This window comes from Hydrogenophaga sp., assembly GCF_035481345.1.
Taxonomy (GTDB): domain Bacteria; phylum Pseudomonadota; class Gammaproteobacteria; order Burkholderiales; family Burkholderiaceae_C; genus Hydrogenophaga.
In genome coordinates, this window is sequence record NZ_DATIGV010000077.1 from 18,944 (window position 1) to 34,874 (window position 15,931).

Sequence of the window (15,931 nt, forward strand, 5' to 3'; positions counted from 1 at the left end):
GCGCTGTGCTTTCGCATGACGGCTCTTCCTCACCTGAAAAGCCGATTACAGCACTGCTTAAGTCGTCAAATTTTCGTGAACATAAAAACAAAAGAACTACAAAAGTTCTCAAGCCATCAAGGAAGCCTCCAGCATGGCCCGGTAGTCGTCGGGGGAGGCGAGCCGGGGATTGGTCTTGTGGCAGTGGTCCGCCAGGGCGCCGTCGATGATGCGGTCGAACAGCGCGCGATCCACACCCATGGCCGCCAGGCCCTTGGGCAGGCCCAGGCGCGCGCTCAACTCGGCCACGGCGGCGGGCACCTCGTCACCGGCGCCCAGCCCCATGGCCTGGGCCATTCGGTCGAGGCGTTGCTCGCGCCGCATGCTGTCGGTCTCGGCATTGAAGCGGATGACGGCGGGCAGGAACACGGCGTTGAGGGTGCCATGGTGCAGGCGCGGGTTGAGGCCGCCCAGGCTGTGGCTGAGGCTGTGCACGCAGCCCAGGCCTTTCTGGAAGGCCATGGCGCCCTGCATGCTGGCGCTCATCATGTTCAGGCGGGCCTCGCGGTCGCTGCCGTCGCGCGTGGCGCGCTCGATGTGGGCCCAGCCACGGCGCAGGCCGTCCAGCGCGATGCCGTCGGCCGGCGGGTTGAAGGCCGCGCTCATGAAGGTTTCCATGCAGTGGGCGATGGCGTCCATGCCGGTGGCGGCGGTGAGCAGCGGTGGCAGGCCCAGGGTGAGCTCGGGGTCGAGCAGGGCGGTGCGCGGCACCAGGTGCCAGCTGTGGAAGCCCAGCTTGCGGCCGTCGTCGACGATGAGGATGGCGCCGCGCGCGACCTCGCTGCCGGTGCCGGCGGTGGTGGGCACGGCGATGAGGGGCGGTACGGCGGCGGTGATCTTCGGCGAGCCGCCTTCGATGGTGGCGTAGGTCTTGAGGGGACCTTCGTGCGCGGCGGCGATGGCCACGCCCTTGGCGCAGTCGATGGCGCTGCCGCCGCCGAGCGCGATGAGGCCGTCGCAGCGTTCCTTGCGGTAGATCTCGACGGCGGCGCGCACGGCGGCCTCGGTGGGGTTGGAGGGGGTCTGGTCGAACACGGCGGCGGGCGTGCCCTGCAGGGCGGCCTGCAGCTTGTCGAGCAGGCCGGCGTTGCGCACACCGGCGTCGGTGACGACCAGCGGGTGGCGCATGCCGATGCGCTCGCACTCGGCGGGCAACTGCGACAAGGCCCCGTAGTCGATGAGGATGTTTGTCACGTAGAGGATCTGGGCCATGTCTGTCTCCGGTTATGGTTCGGGGCAGCGAAAACTATACGGACGCGCCGCGTTTGCGCGGTCGCCGAGCCGACAAGCCCACCCATGTCCCACCACCCCGATCCGCGTGCGCGGCTGACGCCGGCCATGCGCGGCGTCATCGATCGCATCGCGCGCGCCGGTCACCCGCCATTCCACTCGCTGACGCCCCAGCGGGCGCGCGAGGCCTATGCCGCCGGCGCGGGCGTGCTGGAGGTGTCGCCACCGGCGATGGCCCGCACGCAAGACCTGCGCATTCCCACGCGCGACGGTGCCGAGCTGCCCGCGCGGCTGTTCCTGCCGACCGAGGCGCACGGCCTGCCGGTGCTGCTGTATTTCCACGGCGGCGGCTTCACCATCGGCAGCGTGGCCACGCACGAGCCGCTGTGCCGCTCGCTGGCCCACCTGGCGGGTTGCGCGGTGCTCTCGGTGGACTACCGGCTGGCGCCCGAGCGCAAGTTCCCCGGCGCGGTGCACGACGCCTGGGACAGCCTGGCCTGGCTTCGCGATGCGGCCGGCGCCCTGGGCCTGGACGCCACGCGGATCGCCGTGGGCGGCGACAGCGCGGGTGGCACGCTGGCCATCGCGACCGCGCTGCAGGCGCGCGACGCGGGCTGGCCGCTGGCGCTGCAACTGCTCTTCTACCCGGGCTGCGCCGGCCACCAGGACACGCCCTCGCACCGCACCTATGCGCACGGCTTCATCCTGGACGAGCCGAACATCAACTACTTCTTCGGCCACTACCTGCGCAGCCCGGCGGACCGCGACGACTGGCGCTTCGCCCCCCTGGATGGGCGCGACGAGCGCGGCGAATGGAAGGAGCTGGATGGCGCGGCCCCGGTGTGGATGGGCCTGGCCGAGTGCGACCCGCTGGTGGACGAAGGCGTGGCCTTCTGTGACCGCCTGCGCCTGGCCGGCGTGCCGGTGGACCTGGAGATCTACGCCGGCGTGGTGCACAACTTCGTGCAGTTCGGCCGCGCCATCCCCGAGGCGCGCAAGGCCCACCAGCACGCCGCGCGCGCCCTGAAGAATGCTTTTGGAGGAGACGACTGAGATGAACCGATTGACCCGCGACGACTTCCGCTTCTTTCACCGCCTGCGCGTGCGCTGGGCCGAGGTGGACATGCAGAAGATCGTCTTCAACGCGCACTACCTGATGTACTTCGACACCGCCATCAGCGACTACTGGCGCGCGCTGGCGCTGCCGTACGAGGAGTCCATGCATTCGCTGGACGGCGACCTGTACGTGGTGAAGGCCACGGTGGAGTACCACGCCTCGGCGCGCGCGGACGAGCAGATCGACGTGGCGATGAAATGCAGCCGCGTGGGCACCAGCTCCATGGCCTTCACGGGGGCCATCTTCCGGGGCGACGAGCACCTGATCACGGGCGAGATCGTCTACGTGTTCGCCGACCCCGCGACGCAGCGCTCGCGCCCGGTGCCGCAGGCGCTGCGCGAGATCCTGCTGGGCCACGAGGCGGGCGAGGACATGCTCGACCTGCGCGTGGGCCACTGGGCCGAGCTGGGCGAGGGCGCGCGGCAACTGCGCGCCGAGGTGTTCGTGCAGGAGCAGGGCATTCCGCTGGAGCTGGAGATGGACGAGGCCGACGCGACGGCGGTGCACGCGGTGGCGCGCAACCGCCTGGGCCGCGTGGTGGCCACCGGGCGGCTGCTGCGCGGCGAGCCCGGCGTGGGCAAGATCGGCCGCATGGCGGTGCACCGCGTGCTGCGCGGTGGCAGCCTGGGCCGGCGGGTGCTGTTCGGGCTGATGGACGCGGCCCGCGCGCGCGGCGACCGCGAGGTGGTGCTGAACGCGCAGCGCAGCGCGGTGGGCTTCTACGCGCGCCTGGGATTCGCGCCGCGCGGGGAGGCGTTCGAGGAAGCCGGCATCCCGCACCAGACCATGGTCAAGGCACTCTGATCCGCTCGTGCCGGTGCGCCTGCGCGGACAGCGCAGGCGTGGCCGCGGTGCCGTCGTGCGTCCATTCGTCGACGCGCAGTTCGCCGTCGGCGCCCAGGCGCAGCAGGGTGGAGCAGCGCGTGCCGTAGGCGTGGTCGGGCCAGTGCACGAAGGGGCTGGAGAGCACACGCTCCACCTCGTCGGGCACGCCGGTGCGCGGCAGTTCGGCGTCCGCCGCGAGCGTGGTGTCGATGAGCGCGCCGGTCAGAGGCACCGCTTGCTCGTCGCGGCTGTCGAGCGCATCGCCCAGGGCCTTGGCGAGCCGCCGCGCCTTGGGCCAGGGCGTGTTCAGCGTGGCATTGGACAGGGTGTGCACGCCAGGGCCGATGGCCTGCCAGTGCCGCTCGGGTGCCTGCTCGGCGTGTGGCGCGTCGGGGTGCCGGTTGCCGATCCAGGCCCATTCGCCGCGGCGCAGGTCGCCCACGACCAGGTTGAAGCCGGCGTAGGCGGCGGGGTCCAGGGCCTCAACGAAACCTGTGCTGTCGGTGTCGCTCTGCAGCCAGCGGGCCACGAGCTCACCGCGGCTGCGGCCACGGTGTTCGGCGCCCGGCTGGCGCACGTTAGTGAGCCAGGCGATGCGCCCCGTCGGGCCCAGGCCCAGCCAGGTGCCGCCGTCGCGCAGGTCACGCCCGGCGACGACGGGGGTCCCGTCGTCCAGCGTCCATCGGTGCAGCGCGGCCGTGGGGCGGGCCCAGTACTCGTCGCGGTTGGCGGCCACCAGCAGCGGCACGCCGGGCGCGGCATCGATCGCGAAGGCGATCAGGCACATCGTTCAGATGTCGTCCAGCAAGGGGTAGGGCAGCGGCAGCAGGTGCAGCGTGGCCTCGCCCGCGCGCAGGGGCGCGCCGTCGGCCGAGCCGGTCTGCATGGAGACGATGGCGTCCCAGCCGCCCTGCGGGTGGGGCGCGGCCTGCACCACGGTGCCGGTGGGCTGCTCGGCGTCGCTGGCGTGGAAGACCTCCTGGCCGGACTGCAGCGGCGCGTCGGCATGCGCCAGGTAGGCGCGGCGCTTGAGCGTGCCGCGGAACTGGCTGCGCGCCACCACCTCCTGGCCGGGGTAGCAGCCCTTCTTGAAGTTCACGCCGCCCACCGACTCGTAGTTGAGCATCTGGGGCACGAAGGCCTCGACCACGGGCTGGCTCAAGGTCGCCACGCCGCTGGTCACCTCCAGCCAGTCCCATTGCGCTTCGGTGAGTGTGGGGCCAGAGGGGGCCGCGTCGGCCGGGCCCACCCACAAGGCGCGCGGCGTGTCCCCGGCCGGGTAGAGGCGCACCACGCTGACGTCGCTTTCGGCCAGGTGGCTCCAGGGCGCGGCGCCCAGGCCGGCGGGCACGGCGTCGCCGGCCAGGCCGCGCAGCGCGAACTCGTCGCTCGCGTCGCGCAGCTTCACCTTGGCGCGCAGCACGAACATCTGCAGGCGCTTGAGGGTGGTGGGCAACAGGTCGCGGCGACAGACGAGCAGGATGCGGTCGTGCGCGCGCTTGAAGGCGACGAAGCTGGCCAGCATGCGGCCCTTGGCGGTGCACAGCGCCGCCAGGCGCGCCTCGCTCACGCCAAGCAGGGCGAAGTCCTGCGTGAGCTGGCTGTGGAGGAAGGACGCGGCCTCGTCGCCCTCGGCGGCGATCACGCCGAGCGATGGCAGGTGGGCCACGCCGTGCAGGCGGGGGAGGGGGGTGACTTGGGTCATGCGCGCTGAATTATCATGGTCCGTCTGTCGCGCCGTCGCCGCCCGGCGCCTTCTCCCTGCCTTCAGCACGCCTACATGCGCCTGTTCAAGAACCTGGTGGTCGTCCCCTTGCTGCTCCTGGGTCTGGCCTACATGGCCGCCCACTGGTGGGTCCACCATCCCCTCAGCCTCCCGGCCTCGGTGAGCGAGAGCGCGCCGCTTGAATTCGAGATCCCGGCGGGCAGCTCCGCGCGTGGCGCGGCCAACCGCATCGAGGCCGCTGGCGTGCAGGCACCGGCCGCGCTGCTGTATGCCTGGTTCCGCCTCTCCGGCGAGTCGCGCGGCATCAAGGCCGGTGTCTATGAAATTGCCCCGGGCACCACGCCGCGCAGCCTGCTGAACAAGCTGGTGCGCGGCGAGCAGGCCATGGTCAACGCCCAGATCATCGAGGGCTGGACCGCACGCCAGGCGATCGACGCGCTGCGCCGATCGCCCGACCTGACGCAGGACCTGGAAGGCCTGGGCCCGGAGCAGACCATGGAGCGCATCGGCTACCCCGGTCAGCACCCCGAGGGCCGCTTCTTCCCCGACACCTACCGCGTCACCAAGCGCACGCCCGTGTCCACCGTGCTGCGCCAGGCCGCGCGCGCCATGGACGAGCGTCTGGCCCAGGCCTGGGCGCAACGCGATCCGGGCGTGCCGCTGCAGTCGCCCGAGGAGGCGCTGATCCTGGCCAGCATCGTCGAGAAGGAAACCGGCCAGCCCGCCGACCGCGGGCGCATCGCCGGCGTATTCGCCAACCGCCTGCGCGTCGGCATGCGGCTGCAGACCGACCCGAGCGTGATCTACGGCCTGGGCGAGGCCTTCAACGGCAACCTGCGCCGCACGCACCTGGACACCGACTCGCCCTACAACACCTACACGCGCGCCGGCCTGCCCCCCACGCCCATTGCCCTGCCGGGCATGGCGTCCATCATGGCGGCCGTGCAGCCGGCCCGCACCGACGCCATGTATTTCGTCTCGCGCGGCGACGGCTCCAGCCAGTTCAGCGCCACGCTCAACGAACACAACGCCGCCGTGCGGCGCTTCATCCTGCGCCGCTGATGCCCATGTCCACCGGTCTGTTCATCAGCTTCGAAGGCATCGACGGTGCCGGCAAGTCCACCCACATCGACATGCTGGCCAAGGCCTTCGACGCCGCCGGGCGGCACGTGGTGCTCACGCGCGAACCGGGCGGCACGCCGCTGGCCGAGAAGCTGCGCACCCTGGTGCTCAATGACCCGATGGACCCGCTGAGCGAGTCGCTCCTGATGTTCGCCGCACGGCGCGACCACCTTCAGCGTGTGATCGAGCCCGCGCTGGCGCACGGCGACGTGGTGCTGTGCGACCGCTTCACCGACGCCACCTTCGCCTACCAGGGCCACGGGCGCGGTTTCGACATGGCCGTGCTCGCGCAACTGGAGCGCTGGGTGCAGGCCAGCACCGACGGTGGCCTGCGCCAGCCCGACCTGACCCTGTGGTTCGATCTGCCGGCGGCGGTGGCGGCCGAGCGCCTGGCCGGCGCCCGCGTGCCCGACCGCTTCGAGGCGCAACCGCAGGCCTTCTTCGAGCGCGTGAGCGCGGGGTACGCCGCGCGCGCCCAGGCCGAGCCCACGCGCTTCGTGCGCATCGACGCGAACCAGCCGCGCGAGCGCGTGGCGGCCATCGTGCGGGACGCTTTCCAACAGCGCGGCTGGTTGCCATGAACGACACGGCTCTCGCCCCCTGGCTGCAACGCCAGCTGGAATCGCTGCTGCCCTGGCGCACCCACGCCGTGCTGCTGGCCGGGCCCTCGGGCCTGGGACAGTACGAGCTGGGCCTGGCCCTGGCGCGCGCCTGGCTGTGCGAACGCCCCCAGCCCCACGGCGCCTGTGGCCAGTGCCCCAGTTGTCACGCCATCGACGTGCGCACGCACGCCGACCTGTGCGTGCTCATGCCCGAGACGCTGAGCCTGGAGCTGGCCTGGCCGCTGGACGAATCGACCCAGCGCGAACTCGACGACAAGAAGCGCAAGCCCAGCAAGGCCATCCGCGTGGAAGCCGCGCGGCAGGCCGTGGCCTTCACCCAGACCACCAGCGCGCGCGGCGGCACGCAGGTGGTGCTGGTCTACCCGGCCGAGCGGCTCAACGTCGAGGCCGCCAATACCCTGCTCAAGACGCTGGAGGAGCCGAGCCCGAGCGTGCGCTTCGTGCTCGCCACCGAGGCCGCGCACCTGCTGCTGCCCACCATCCGCAGCCGCTGCCAGACGCACACCCTGCAATGGCCCGACGAGGCCGAGGCCTTGCCCTGGCTGCAGGCGGCCGCCGAGGTGCCGCCTGCCGCCGCGCAGGCCTGGTGGCGCGCCTCCGGCGGCCGGCCCGACGAGGCGCTGGCCCTGTCGCGCCGCGGCTTCACGCCCGAGCAATGGGCCGGCCTGCCACAGGCCATGGCGCGTGGCGATTGGAAGGTGCTGGGCGAGCAGGCCCCCGCGCAACAGCTCGACGTGCTGCAGAAGCTCTGCCACGACCTCATGGCCCGCGCGGCGGGCGCGGCGCCGCGCTTCTTCCCGGCCGAGCAGTTGCCGCCATCGCCCCCCTGGCGCGTGCTGGCCCGCTGGTCGGACGAGCTCACGCAGGCGGCCCGCAGCGTGGAGCACCCGTACCAGGCCGGGCTGTTGCAGGAGGCCTGGGCGGCGCGGGCGCGTCAGGCCCTGGCGACCGCTGGTCGCTGAAGTGCAACCGACCGCATCACGACGCTGAAAACTGCACGACCGCCGCGCTCTGTTATCGGCCTTTCGGCCGAGTCCCAGCCCCTACACTCGACCGCATGAGCACCAACCCGTCCACCACCGGCGCCGCCGCGCGGCCCAGCGTCATCCAGCTCTCGATCAAGGAAAAGGCCGCGCTGTACGCCGCCTACGTGCCCCTGTTCGCGGACGGCGGCATCTTCATCCCTTCGTCGCGCGAGTACCGGCTGGGCGATGACGTCTACGTGCTGCTGAGCCTGCCCGACGACCCGCAACGCTACCCGGTGGCGGGCAAGGTCGCCTGGGTCACGCCGGCCAAGGCCCAGGGAGGGCGCACCCAGGGCGTGGGCATCCGCTTCCCGGCCGACGAAAAATCGAAGCAGCTCAAGCTCAAGATCGAGGAGATACTGGGCGCCAGCATCGGCTCCGATCGCCAGACACAGACGCTCTGAACCGGTTCACCCCGCGAAACGCCCCACCGCCGCCCGGCCGTGGGGCGTTGTGTTTTTGGGGGATCATTGGCGGATGTTCACCGACTCGCACTGCCACCTGAATTTCCCCGAACTGCGCAAGCAGTTCCCCGCCGTGCTCCAAGCCATGGCCGAGGCCCAGGTCGATCGCGCCCTGTGCATCTGCACCACGATGGAAGAGTTCGACGAGGTCCACGCCTTGGCGCACGACCACGCCCACCTGTGGGCCACGGTGGGCGTGCACCCCGACAGCGAAGACGTGATCGAGCCCTCCCTGCAGGACCTGCTGGACGGCGCTGCGCGCCCCAAAGTGGTGGGCATCGGCGAAACCGGCCTGGACTACTACCGCCTGGGCGATCGCAGCCTGGCCGACATGGAATGGCAGCGCGAGCGCTTTCGCGTGCACATCCGCGCCGCGCGCCAGACTGGGCTGCCACTGGTGATCCACACGCGCAGCGCCTCGGACGACACGCTGGACATCCTGCGCGAGGAGGGCGGCTTCGGCCCCGGCGACGGACGTGCACCAGCCCGGGGCGTGTTCCACTGCTTCACCGAAACCGCCGAGGTCGCACGCGCCGCGCTCGATCTGGACTTCTACATCTCGTTCTCCGGCATCCTCACCTTTCGCAACGCCGCCGATCTGCGCGAGACCGCGCGCCTGGTGCCGATGGAGCGCCTGCTGATCGAGACGGACAGCCCCTACCTGGCCCCCGTGCCCTACCGGGGCAAGGTCAACACGCCAGCGCTGGTGCCGCACGTGGCGGCGCAGGTGGCCGAACTCAAGGGCCTGCCGGTCGAGGCCGTGGCGGAGGCCACCAGCCGCAATTTCGAGCGCTTGTTCGATCGAGTCGTGGCCTCCTGAATCTCGAGATTTACTTGAAAAAAATGAACAAGCGCATTGTTTTGAAATGCCTTCTGACCCTGGGTGTTCTAAGCCCTGGCGCTTGGGCCAGCTCGTACGACGACTTTTTCTCCGCCATCAAGCGCAACGACCCGGACACCCTTGCCCAGCTCGCCCAGCGCGGCTTCGACCTCAACACCCTGGACCCCGGCGGTCAGCACCCGCTGTACCTGGCGCTGCGCGACGAGTCCGACCGCGTGGCCATGTTCCTGCTCAGCCGGCCCGAGGTGAAGGTGGAGCACCGCAACGCGAAAGGCGAATCGCCGCTGATGATGGCCGCGCTCAAGGGCAAGCTCGAACTCGTTCGCCGGCTCATCGATCGCCAGGCCGAGGTGAACAAGCCTGGCTGGGCACCGCTGCACTACGCCGCCACGCACCCCAGCGAGCGCAGCCTGCCCGTGGTGCGCCTGCTGCTGGAGCACCACGCCTTCATCGACGCCCAGTCCCCCAACGGCAGCACGCCGTTGATGATGGCCGCGCTCTACGGCAACCCGCAGGTGGTGCGACTCTTGCTGGAGGAGGGCGCGGACACGGCGATGAAGAACGAGCAAGGCCTGAGCGCCATCGACTTCGCGCACCGGGCGGGCCGCAAGGAAACGGCCGATGCCATCGCCGCGGCCATCCGAGCCAAGCAGTCGACCGGCCGCTGGTAAGGCCAAGGCCCAGTCAGGCTGACGTCAGCCATAGGTGTATCCCACATGCCCGCTGCTTGGTCATGCGCGGACAATGCGCAAGTTTTTTGCATCCCCAGGAGACAGACGTCGTGAAAATAGCGAGCCAGAAGGACTTCGTGTCCGGCCTCATGTTCACCATCGTAGGCATTGCCTTCGGGGTGGGCGCAACCAATTTCGATATCGGCAGCGCGGCCCGCATGGGACCGGGCTATTTCCCCTTGTTGCTGGGCATCCTGCTGGCCGTTCTGGGCGTCGTCATCACGCTCCAATCGTTCGGCAAGCACGTCGGTGATCAGTCGCTCGGTGGCATCGCCTGGCGTCCTCTGATCTTCATCCTGGGTGCCAACCTGGCCTTTGGTGCGCTGCTGGTGGGCATTCCTTCCTGGGGCATCCCGCACTTCGGCCTCATCGTGGCCATCTACGGCCTGGTGCTGATCTCGGGCTATGCGCGCCCGGGCCACAAGCTCAAGGAATCGGTCATTCTGGCCACGGCGCTGGCCATTGGCAGCTACGGCGCCTTCGTCTACGCCCTCAATCTGCAGTTCCCGGTTCTGCCGTGGTTCCTGGGCCAGTGATCACGGAGACAACAACACCATGGAACTGATCGAACACCTCTCACTCGGCTTCAGCGTCGCCTTCACCGGGCAGAACCTGCTGTACGCCTTCGTCGGCTGCCTACTGGGCACGCTCATCGGCGTGCTGCCGGGCCTGGGACCGCTGGCCACCATCGCCATGCTGCTGCCCGTTACCTACGGCCTGGAGCCCGTGTCGGCGCTCATCATGCTGGCCGGTATCTACTACGGCGCGCAGTACGGCGGCTCTACCACGGCCATTCTGGTGAACCTGCCGGGCGAATCGTCCTCGGTCGTGACCGTGATCGACGGCTACCAGATGGCGCGCAAGGGCAGGGCCGGTCCCGCGCTGGCGGCCGCAGGCCTGGGCTCGTTCTTCGCGGGTTGCGTGGCCACGCTGGTGCTGGCCGCCTTCGCGCCCCCGCTGACCGAAATCGCCCTGAGCTTCGGCCCGGCCGAGTACTTCTCGCTCATGGTCGTCGGCCTGATCGGTGCCGTGGTGCTGGCCTCGGGTTCGCTGATCAAGGCGCTGGCCATGATCGTGCTGGGCCTGCTCATCGGCCTCATCGGTACCGACATCAACTCCGGCGTGGCGCGTTTCTCGTTCGACATTCCCGAACTCACCGACGGCGTGAGCTTCGTGGTCATTGCCATGGGCCTGTTCGGCTACGGCGAAATCATCAGCAACCTGTCGCACGACGAGTCCAAGCGTGAGGTCTTTACCGCCAAGGTGACCGGCATCATGCCGACGGCCGAGGACTTCAAGCGCATGTTCCCGGCGGTGCTGCGCGGCACGGCCCTGGGCTCGGCCCTGGGCATCCTGCCGGGCGGTGGCTCGCTGCTGTCCGCCTTCGCGGCCTACACCATCGAGAAGAAGACCAGGCTCAAGCCCGGTGAGGTTCCCTTTGGTCAGGGCAACATCCGCGGCGTGGCGGCGCCCGAATCGGCCAACAATGCCGGTTCGCAGACCTCGTTCATCCCGCTGCTCACGCTGGGTATTCCTCCCAACGCCGTGATGGCGCTGATGGTGGGTGCCATGACCATCCACAACATCCAGCCCGGCCCGCAGGTGATGACCAGCAACCCGGATCTGTTCTGGGGCCTGATCGCTTCGATGTGGATCGGCAACGCCATGCTGATCATCCTGAACCTGCCCCTGATCGGCATGTGGATCAAGCTGCTGACGGTGCCCTACAAGTGGCTGTACCCGGCGATCGTGCTGTTCTGTGCCATCGGCGTGTATTCGACCAACAACAACAGCTTCGACATCTGGATGGTGGCCCTGTTCGGCCTCATCGGCTACGTCTTCATCAAGCTCGGCTGCGAACCCGCGCCGCTGCTGCTGGGCCTGATCCTCGGCCCGATGATGGAAGAGTACCTGCGCCGCGCGCTGCTCATCTCCCGAGGCGATTGGGCTGTGTTCGTCACGCGCCCGATCTCGGCCTCGCTGCTGGTGGTGGCGGTGCTGCTGCTGATCATCGTGCTCTTGCCGGCGGTGAAGAAGAAGAGGGAAGAAGCGTTTGTGGAGGAGTGATCGCCTCCCACCACCACGCTGACTCCCAAGAAGAAAGCCCCGATCGATAGACCGGGGCTTTTTTTTGCACTCGTTGAGGGTGTTCAGCGCCTCGGCGCGGGCATGGCCGGGCGCAACTGGACCGCGCGCCCCGGCACATCGATGCCAAGCTGGCGCTACAAGTTTCTGCGGCATCCACGTTCATGGGGTGCTCCGTGGTGTCGGTGCTTGATCCGCGACCTCGTGCCGGGGACATGCGCCGGCGCGGCGTTGGCTAACGGCGGTTGAACGGTATTTCCTCTGAAGTTCTACGATGTATATTATGTAAATATACAGAATCGTTGAAGCCATCAAGCCGCTGGCGGTGGCGTGCGTGCTGATCTTTCATGGCCTCTCCTGAAGAATCCACCTGACAAAAGCGTCATGACGCCGCAGCCTTCGCGTCATGCCCTTGGGCCTACTGTTCGCGGCGCACCCCCGTGCCCCGCAGCGTCCTTGCGCTACGGGAACTTCCAAGGAGTTCACATGAATGCTCGTTTTCTCGCCTGCACCTTCGCCCTGTTGCTCGGCGCCGCTTCGGCCTTCGCGGGCGATGCTGCCCGGTCCTCCGCCAAGGAAATGGTCCCGCTGAAGAACGGTGACGTGCTCTACGTTTTCGACGATGGCCGCATGGCCCGCGAAAATCGATACGGTCGTGCGATCTACCTCAAGCCAGGCGAAACCTTGCAGGCGGCCGACGGCCGAACGATCCAGGCCAGCAGCAACGAAGTCGCACGCTTGAACTACCTTCTGCAGAAGGGGCACAGCAACTGAGACTGGTCCGCCGGCAGGGATCATCGTCACGCCTCTCGCGGAAAACCCAGCGTGAAGTGGATGCGGCCGTTCTCGCAGTGCACATCCACCTCGCCCTGGTGGCTGGACATGATCGCCCGCGTGATCGGCAGCCCCAGCCCGACGCCCTCGCCCTCCAGACGCTGGCGTCCCTGGCTCAGGCGGAAAAAGCGATCGAACATGGCGCGGCGCTGGTCGGCCGTCAAGGGCTCGCCCGTGTTGCTGACCCGCAGCCGCGCCCGAGCGGCGGTGAGCGAAATGGCCACCTCGACGCGGTCCTGCGCGGGCGCGTGGCGCACGGCGTTGGACAGCAGGTTGCCGATCGCGCGGCGAATCATCAGCCGGTCGCCGCGCACGCGCGCGTCGCCGGTCACGCTGAAGCGCACGCCCTTCTCGTCGGCCACAGCCTCATAAAAATCCACCAGTGAGCGCGCCTCGCTCGCCAAGTCCACTAACTCCACGCTCGGCAGGCTGGCGTCGTTCTCCGTCTTGGCGAGGTACAGCATGTCGGAGACGGTCTTGGCCAGCCGCTGCAGTTCCTCTGAGATGACCTCCAGGCTGGCGCGGTACGCGTCGCCGCCGCGCGGCACGGCCAACGTGACCTGGGCGTTGGTCAGCAGGTTGCTCAGGGGCGTGCGCAACTCGTGGGCCAGATCGGTGGAAAACGCGTTCAGGCGATCGAAGTCGCGCTGCAGGCGGTCGAGCATGTCGTTGATGGAGCTGGCCAAACCGCGCATCTCCACCGGCAGGCTGCTCACGGGCATGCGTTCGGTGAAGTCCCGGGCGTTCACGCGCTCGGCCTGGTGCTTCATGGCCAGCAGCGGCCGCAGCCCGCGCCGTGTCACGACCGCACCCAGCAGCGTGCTCGCGGCGATGGACAGCGCAATGTAGATCAGCAGCTGGCGCTGCAGCAGCTCGAGGAAATGGCGGTGGTGGTGGGTGTCGACGGCGGCGTAGACCTCGAGGGCGGCCTGCGCATCCCAGTGCAGCGGCAGGGTGTTGAGCTCGCCGTAGTAGCTCATGTCGCCGTCCGACCAGGACAGGCCTGCCGGGGCGTCGCGCAAGGCCGGTGGAACCTCGAACGCGCCCAGGCGAAAGATCTCCTGTCCCGCCGTGTCGATGCGCAGCAGTAGGCCTTCATGGCCGCGCAAGGCCGCTCCGAGCTGCGCCGAGAGGTCGTTCGGGCCGGTGCTGCGCTCGGCGATGCCGCGGATGAGCGCGAGTTTGTCGCGCAGCAAGGCCTGGTCCAGTTCCACGAAGTGCGCGGCCGTTTCCCGGTGAACCAGGTAGCCCAGGCCCGAGAACACGGCGCCCACGACCAGCGCGAAGAGCACCGTCAGTCGGACGGTGAGCGACACCCGCGACGCCTCAAGCCTCTTCATTCGGGTCTTCGAGGACGTAGCCCATGCCGCGCACGGTCTGCAGCAGCTTCAGGTCGAAGCCATCGTCGATCTTCGCGCGCAGGCGGCGCACGGCCACATCGATCACGTTGCTGTCGCTGTCGAAATTGATGTCCCAGACCTTGGAGGCGATGAGGGTGCGCGGCAGCACCTCGCCGCGCCGGCGCATGAACAGCTCGAGCAGGCCGAACTCCTTGGCCGTGAGGTCCACGCGCTGGCCCTTGCGCATGACCCTTCTTCGCACCAGGTCCAGGTGCAGGTCCGCCACTTGAAGCGAGGTGGCGTCCTGCACCGCGGTGCCGCGCCGCAGGATGGACTTCACCCGCGCCAGCAGCTCGGAGAACGAGAACGGCTTGATGAGGTAGTCGTCCGCGCCCAGCTCCAGGCCCTTGACCCGGTCTTCCACGCTGTCGCGTGCGGTCAGGAAGAGCACCGGCACGCGCTGGTTCTTGCGACGCAGCGATTGCAGCAGCGACCAGCCGTCGATGCCGGGCAGCATGACATCGAGGATGAGCAGGTCGTACCCGCCTTCGGTGGCCTCGTGCAGGCCGTCCACGCCGTTGCGCGCGAGTTCGACGAAGTAGCCCGCCTCTCGCAGGCCCTGGCGCAGGTATTCGCCCGTGTGGGCCTCGTCTTCAACGATCAGGATCTTCATGTTGCTGGGGTCGAACGAGTGTGCCACGCTGTTCGCCTCTGGGCGCAAGATGACAAATCTGTAATGAAGTCGACAGACCGCTGTTCCCGCCCGCTGCGAAGAATCCCCTTCGCCATCAAGTCAATCAAAGGAGTCGGTGAGTGAAGCATCCATTCAGCCCGCGCGGATCGAGGGTTCTGGTGTCCGTGGCGGTCCTGGCCACGGCGGCCATGGCCGGTGCGCAGCCGGCGGTTGAACAGTCTTCGGACTGGAAGGCCGCCAACGATGCCGTGGGACAGTTCAAGCGCGGGCACGCGGACCTGCTCAAGTGGGAAGCGGCCAACGGCGCGCCAGCGTCCCAGGAAGCCGCCACGGCGGGTTTCCCCGTGCCGTCGCTGGAAGCGGCCACGCGCCTGGCCTGGCGACCCCACCTGGAGCTGCAGAAGGTCCTGCCCCGGCTGGGCGCGGCCAATGCCGATCGCATCGCCCAGGGCCGCTGGCATGAGGTCGATGCCCGGCACCAGCGGCGCATCGACGGCGTGGGCGAGGTCTTCGAGGTGGCCGCCGAGGCGCGGCGCGCCTGGCTGCGCGCGGTTGCGGCCCGCCAGGCCGTGCGACTTCAGCGCGCGTCGCTGGAGGCGGCCGAGGCCGCCACCGAACTGGGCCGGCGCATGGTGAAGGTGGGCAACTGGAGCGCGTACCAGCAGAGTCGCGTGGAACTGGGCCTGGCCAGCGAACGGCGCGCGCTGCAGCAGGCCACCGTGGCCGCGCGCCAGGCGGAGCGCGCCCTGCTTCACACGCTGCAGCTCAACGGCGTGCACGAACGCCTGGCGCTGCCGGACACCCTGCCGGACCTGCCCCGGCAAACGCTGTCAGCCGCCGAACTGGGCGCCGAACTGGCCGAGGTGAAAGCCCAACTGCCCCACGCGGAGCAGTGGAAGGCCGAGGCCAACTTCGGCCAGGCCCTGGCCTCGCGCGACGCGACCCTGAGCGTGGCGCGTGGCCTGCGCGACGACGTGATGGCCCAGCGCAACCTCATCGTGGACGAGAGCGTGCTCCAGTACAACGGCATGCTCAAGAGCGTGTGGGACCTGCTCACCGAGGTGCAGGCCCGCGCGCAGTCGCAGCGCGAAACCGTCGACGCCGTGCGCGACTACTGGCTCGCCGACACCGACCTGATGTGGGTCCTGCAAGGCGGCGAACCCACGGCTTTCGTCGCGCCCGGTGGCGCCGGTGGCGAAGCGCCCGCGGCCGGACATTGAATCTCTCTTGAACAC

Annotated in this window: 17 protein-coding genes; 12 read left to right on the top strand and 5 right to left on the bottom strand. The window is 69.1% G+C overall.

Going from position 1 to position 15,931, the window contains the following annotated elements; all coding sequences use genetic code 11:
- Nucleotides 1–108: 108 nt before the first annotated feature.
- Nucleotides 109–1,251, bottom strand: a complete 1,143-nt coding sequence (locus VLG41_RS07770) for an iron-containing alcohol dehydrogenase (protein ID WP_325348822.1) — start codon at nt 1,249–1,251, stop codon at nt 109–111.
- A gap of 84 nt (nt 1,252–1,335) precedes the next feature.
- Here VLG41_RS07770 and VLG41_RS07775 point away from each other — a divergent pair, with 84 nt between their 5' ends.
- Both VLG41_RS07775 and VLG41_RS07780 read left to right on the top strand, forming a co-directional pair.
- Entirely contained in the window at nt 1,336–2,322 is a 987-nt protein-coding gene (locus VLG41_RS07775) for an alpha/beta hydrolase (RefSeq protein WP_325348823.1), read from the top strand.
- Between the two features lies 1 nt (nt 2,323).
- Nucleotides 2,324–3,190 carry a YbgC/FadM family acyl-CoA thioesterase gene (locus VLG41_RS07780; protein ID WP_325348824.1) on the top strand — a complete coding sequence of 289 codons (867 nt, stop codon included), beginning with the start codon at nt 2,324–2,326 and terminating at the stop codon, nt 3,188–3,190.
- Here VLG41_RS07780 and VLG41_RS07785 read toward each other — a convergent pair.
- Nucleotides 3,177–3,998, bottom strand: a complete 822-nt coding sequence (locus tag VLG41_RS07785) for an NRDE family protein (RefSeq protein ID WP_325348825.1) — start codon at nt 3,996–3,998, stop codon at nt 3,177–3,179. The two genes, VLG41_RS07780 and VLG41_RS07785, sit on opposite strands and share 14 nt — an antisense overlap.
- 3 nt (nt 3,999–4,001) lie before the next feature.
- Nucleotides 4,002–4,916, bottom strand: coding sequence for a folate-binding protein (locus tag VLG41_RS07790; RefSeq protein ID WP_325348826.1), 915 nt, complete (start codon nt 4,914–4,916; stop codon nt 4,002–4,004).
- A gap of 75 nt (nt 4,917–4,991) precedes the next feature.
- Here VLG41_RS07790 and mltG point away from each other — a divergent pair, with 75 nt between their 5' ends.
- The 9 genes from mltG to VLG41_RS07835 all read left to right on the top strand — a co-directional run bounded on the left by mltG (nt 4,992) and on the right by VLG41_RS07835 (nt 12,602).
- The gene (gene mltG / locus VLG41_RS07795) at nt 4,992–5,999 is read left to right on the top strand and encodes an endolytic transglycosylase MltG (RefSeq protein WP_325348827.1); all 1,008 of its coding nucleotides are present in this window, start codon (nt 4,992–4,994) and stop codon (nt 5,997–5,999) included.
- Entirely contained in the window at nt 5,999–6,640 is a 642-nt protein-coding gene (tmk, locus tag VLG41_RS07800; protein WP_414652465.1) for a dTMP kinase, read from the top strand. The genes mltG and tmk overlap by 1 nt, the downstream gene beginning before the upstream one ends.
- Complete coding sequence (locus VLG41_RS07805) at nt 6,637–7,644, top strand: DNA polymerase III subunit delta' (protein ID WP_325348828.1); 1,008 nt, start codon at nt 6,637–6,639, stop codon at nt 7,642–7,644. The genes tmk and VLG41_RS07805 overlap by 4 nt, the downstream gene beginning before the upstream one ends.
- 95 nt (nt 7,645–7,739) lie before the next feature.
- The gene (locus tag VLG41_RS07810; RefSeq protein ID WP_325348829.1) at nt 7,740–8,111 is read left to right on the top strand and encodes a PilZ domain-containing protein; all 372 of its coding nucleotides are present in this window, start codon (nt 7,740–7,742) and stop codon (nt 8,109–8,111) included.
- Nucleotides 8,112–8,184: 73 nt separating this feature from the next.
- Nucleotides 8,185–8,991 (top strand): TatD family hydrolase, encoded by an 807-nt coding sequence (locus VLG41_RS07815; RefSeq protein ID WP_325348830.1) that lies wholly within the window; start codon nt 8,185–8,187, stop codon nt 8,989–8,991.
- A 23-nt stretch (nt 8,992–9,014) separates the two neighbouring features.
- A complete protein-coding gene (locus tag VLG41_RS07820) occupies nt 9,015–9,683 on the top strand; it encodes an ankyrin repeat domain-containing protein (protein WP_325348831.1) in 669 nt (222 codons plus the stop codon).
- Between the two features lie 110 nt (nt 9,684–9,793).
- On the top strand, nt 9,794–10,279 hold the full coding sequence (locus tag VLG41_RS07825; protein ID WP_325348832.1) for a tripartite tricarboxylate transporter TctB family protein: 486 nt from the start codon (nt 9,794–9,796) through the stop codon (nt 10,277–10,279).
- Between the two features lie 19 nt (nt 10,280–10,298).
- Entirely contained in the window at nt 10,299–11,810 is a 1,512-nt protein-coding gene (locus tag VLG41_RS07830) for a tripartite tricarboxylate transporter permease (RefSeq protein ID WP_325348833.1), read from the top strand.
- 504 nt (nt 11,811–12,314) lie between these two features.
- On the top strand, nt 12,315–12,602 hold the full coding sequence (locus tag VLG41_RS07835; protein ID WP_325348834.1) for a CopK family periplasmic copper-binding protein: 288 nt from the start codon (nt 12,315–12,317) through the stop codon (nt 12,600–12,602).
- A 26-nt stretch (nt 12,603–12,628) separates the two neighbouring features.
- Here VLG41_RS07835 and VLG41_RS07840 read toward each other — a convergent pair whose 3' ends face one another.
- Both VLG41_RS07840 and VLG41_RS07845 read right to left on the bottom strand, forming a co-directional pair.
- The gene (locus VLG41_RS07840) at nt 12,629–14,002 is read right to left on the bottom strand and encodes a heavy metal sensor histidine kinase (RefSeq protein WP_325348835.1); all 1,374 of its coding nucleotides are present in this window, start codon (nt 14,000–14,002) and stop codon (nt 12,629–12,631) included.
- Entirely contained in the window at nt 13,989–14,675 is a 687-nt protein-coding gene (locus VLG41_RS07845; protein ID WP_325348868.1) for a heavy metal response regulator transcription factor, read from the bottom strand. The genes VLG41_RS07840 and VLG41_RS07845 overlap by 14 nt, the downstream gene beginning before the upstream one ends.
- Before the next feature lie 179 nt (nt 14,676–14,854).
- Between VLG41_RS07845 and VLG41_RS07850 the strand changes: the two genes are divergently transcribed.
- Nucleotides 14,855–15,916, top strand: a complete 1,062-nt coding sequence (locus VLG41_RS07850; RefSeq protein ID WP_325348836.1) for a hypothetical protein — start codon at nt 14,855–14,857, stop codon at nt 15,914–15,916.
- Nucleotides 15,917–15,931 lie beyond the last annotated feature (15 nt).

What these genes read in the sequence shown, in the direction of transcription:
- VLG41_RS07810 (WP_325348829.1), top strand. Translation starts at nt 7,740, where the DNA reads ATGAGCACCAACCCGTCCACCACCGGCGCCGCCGCGCGGCCCAGCGTC.
- VLG41_RS07780 (WP_325348824.1), top strand. Translation starts at nt 2,324, where the DNA reads ATGAACCGATTGACCCGCGACGACTTCCGCTTCTTTCACCGCCTGCGC.
- mltG (WP_325348827.1), top strand. Translation starts at nt 4,992, where the DNA reads ATGCGCCTGTTCAAGAACCTGGTGGTCGTCCCCTTGCTGCTCCTGGGT.
- VLG41_RS07805 (WP_325348828.1), top strand. Translation starts at nt 6,637, where the DNA reads ATGAACGACACGGCTCTCGCCCCCTGGCTGCAACGCCAGCTGGAATCG.
- VLG41_RS07775 (WP_325348823.1), top strand. Translation starts at nt 1,336, where the DNA reads ATGTCCCACCACCCCGATCCGCGTGCGCGGCTGACGCCGGCCATGCGC.
- VLG41_RS07840 (WP_325348835.1), bottom strand. Translation starts at nt 14,002, where the DNA reads ATGAAGAGGCTTGAGGCGTCGCGGGTGTCGCTCACCGTCCGACTGACG.
- VLG41_RS07835 (WP_325348834.1), top strand. Translation starts at nt 12,315, where the DNA reads ATGAATGCTCGTTTTCTCGCCTGCACCTTCGCCCTGTTGCTCGGCGCC.
- tmk (WP_414652465.1), top strand. Translation starts at nt 5,999, where the DNA reads ATGCCCATGTCCACCGGTCTGTTCATCAGCTTCGAAGGCATCGACGGT.
- VLG41_RS07820 (WP_325348831.1), top strand. Translation starts at nt 9,015, where the DNA reads ATGAACAAGCGCATTGTTTTGAAATGCCTTCTGACCCTGGGTGTTCTA.
- VLG41_RS07770 (WP_325348822.1), bottom strand. Translation starts at nt 1,251, where the DNA reads ATGGCCCAGATCCTCTACGTGACAAACATCCTCATCGACTACGGGGCC.
- VLG41_RS07785 (WP_325348825.1), bottom strand. Translation starts at nt 3,998, where the DNA reads ATGTGCCTGATCGCCTTCGCGATCGATGCCGCGCCCGGCGTGCCGCTG.
- VLG41_RS07790 (WP_325348826.1), bottom strand. Translation starts at nt 4,916, where the DNA reads ATGACCCAAGTCACCCCCCTCCCCCGCCTGCACGGCGTGGCCCACCTG.
- VLG41_RS07830 (WP_325348833.1), top strand. Translation starts at nt 10,299, where the DNA reads ATGGAACTGATCGAACACCTCTCACTCGGCTTCAGCGTCGCCTTCACC.
- VLG41_RS07845 (WP_325348868.1), bottom strand. Translation starts at nt 14,675, where the DNA reads ATGAAGATCCTGATCGTTGAAGACGAGGCCCACACGGGCGAATACCTG.
- VLG41_RS07815 (WP_325348830.1), top strand. Translation starts at nt 8,185, where the DNA reads ATGTTCACCGACTCGCACTGCCACCTGAATTTCCCCGAACTGCGCAAG.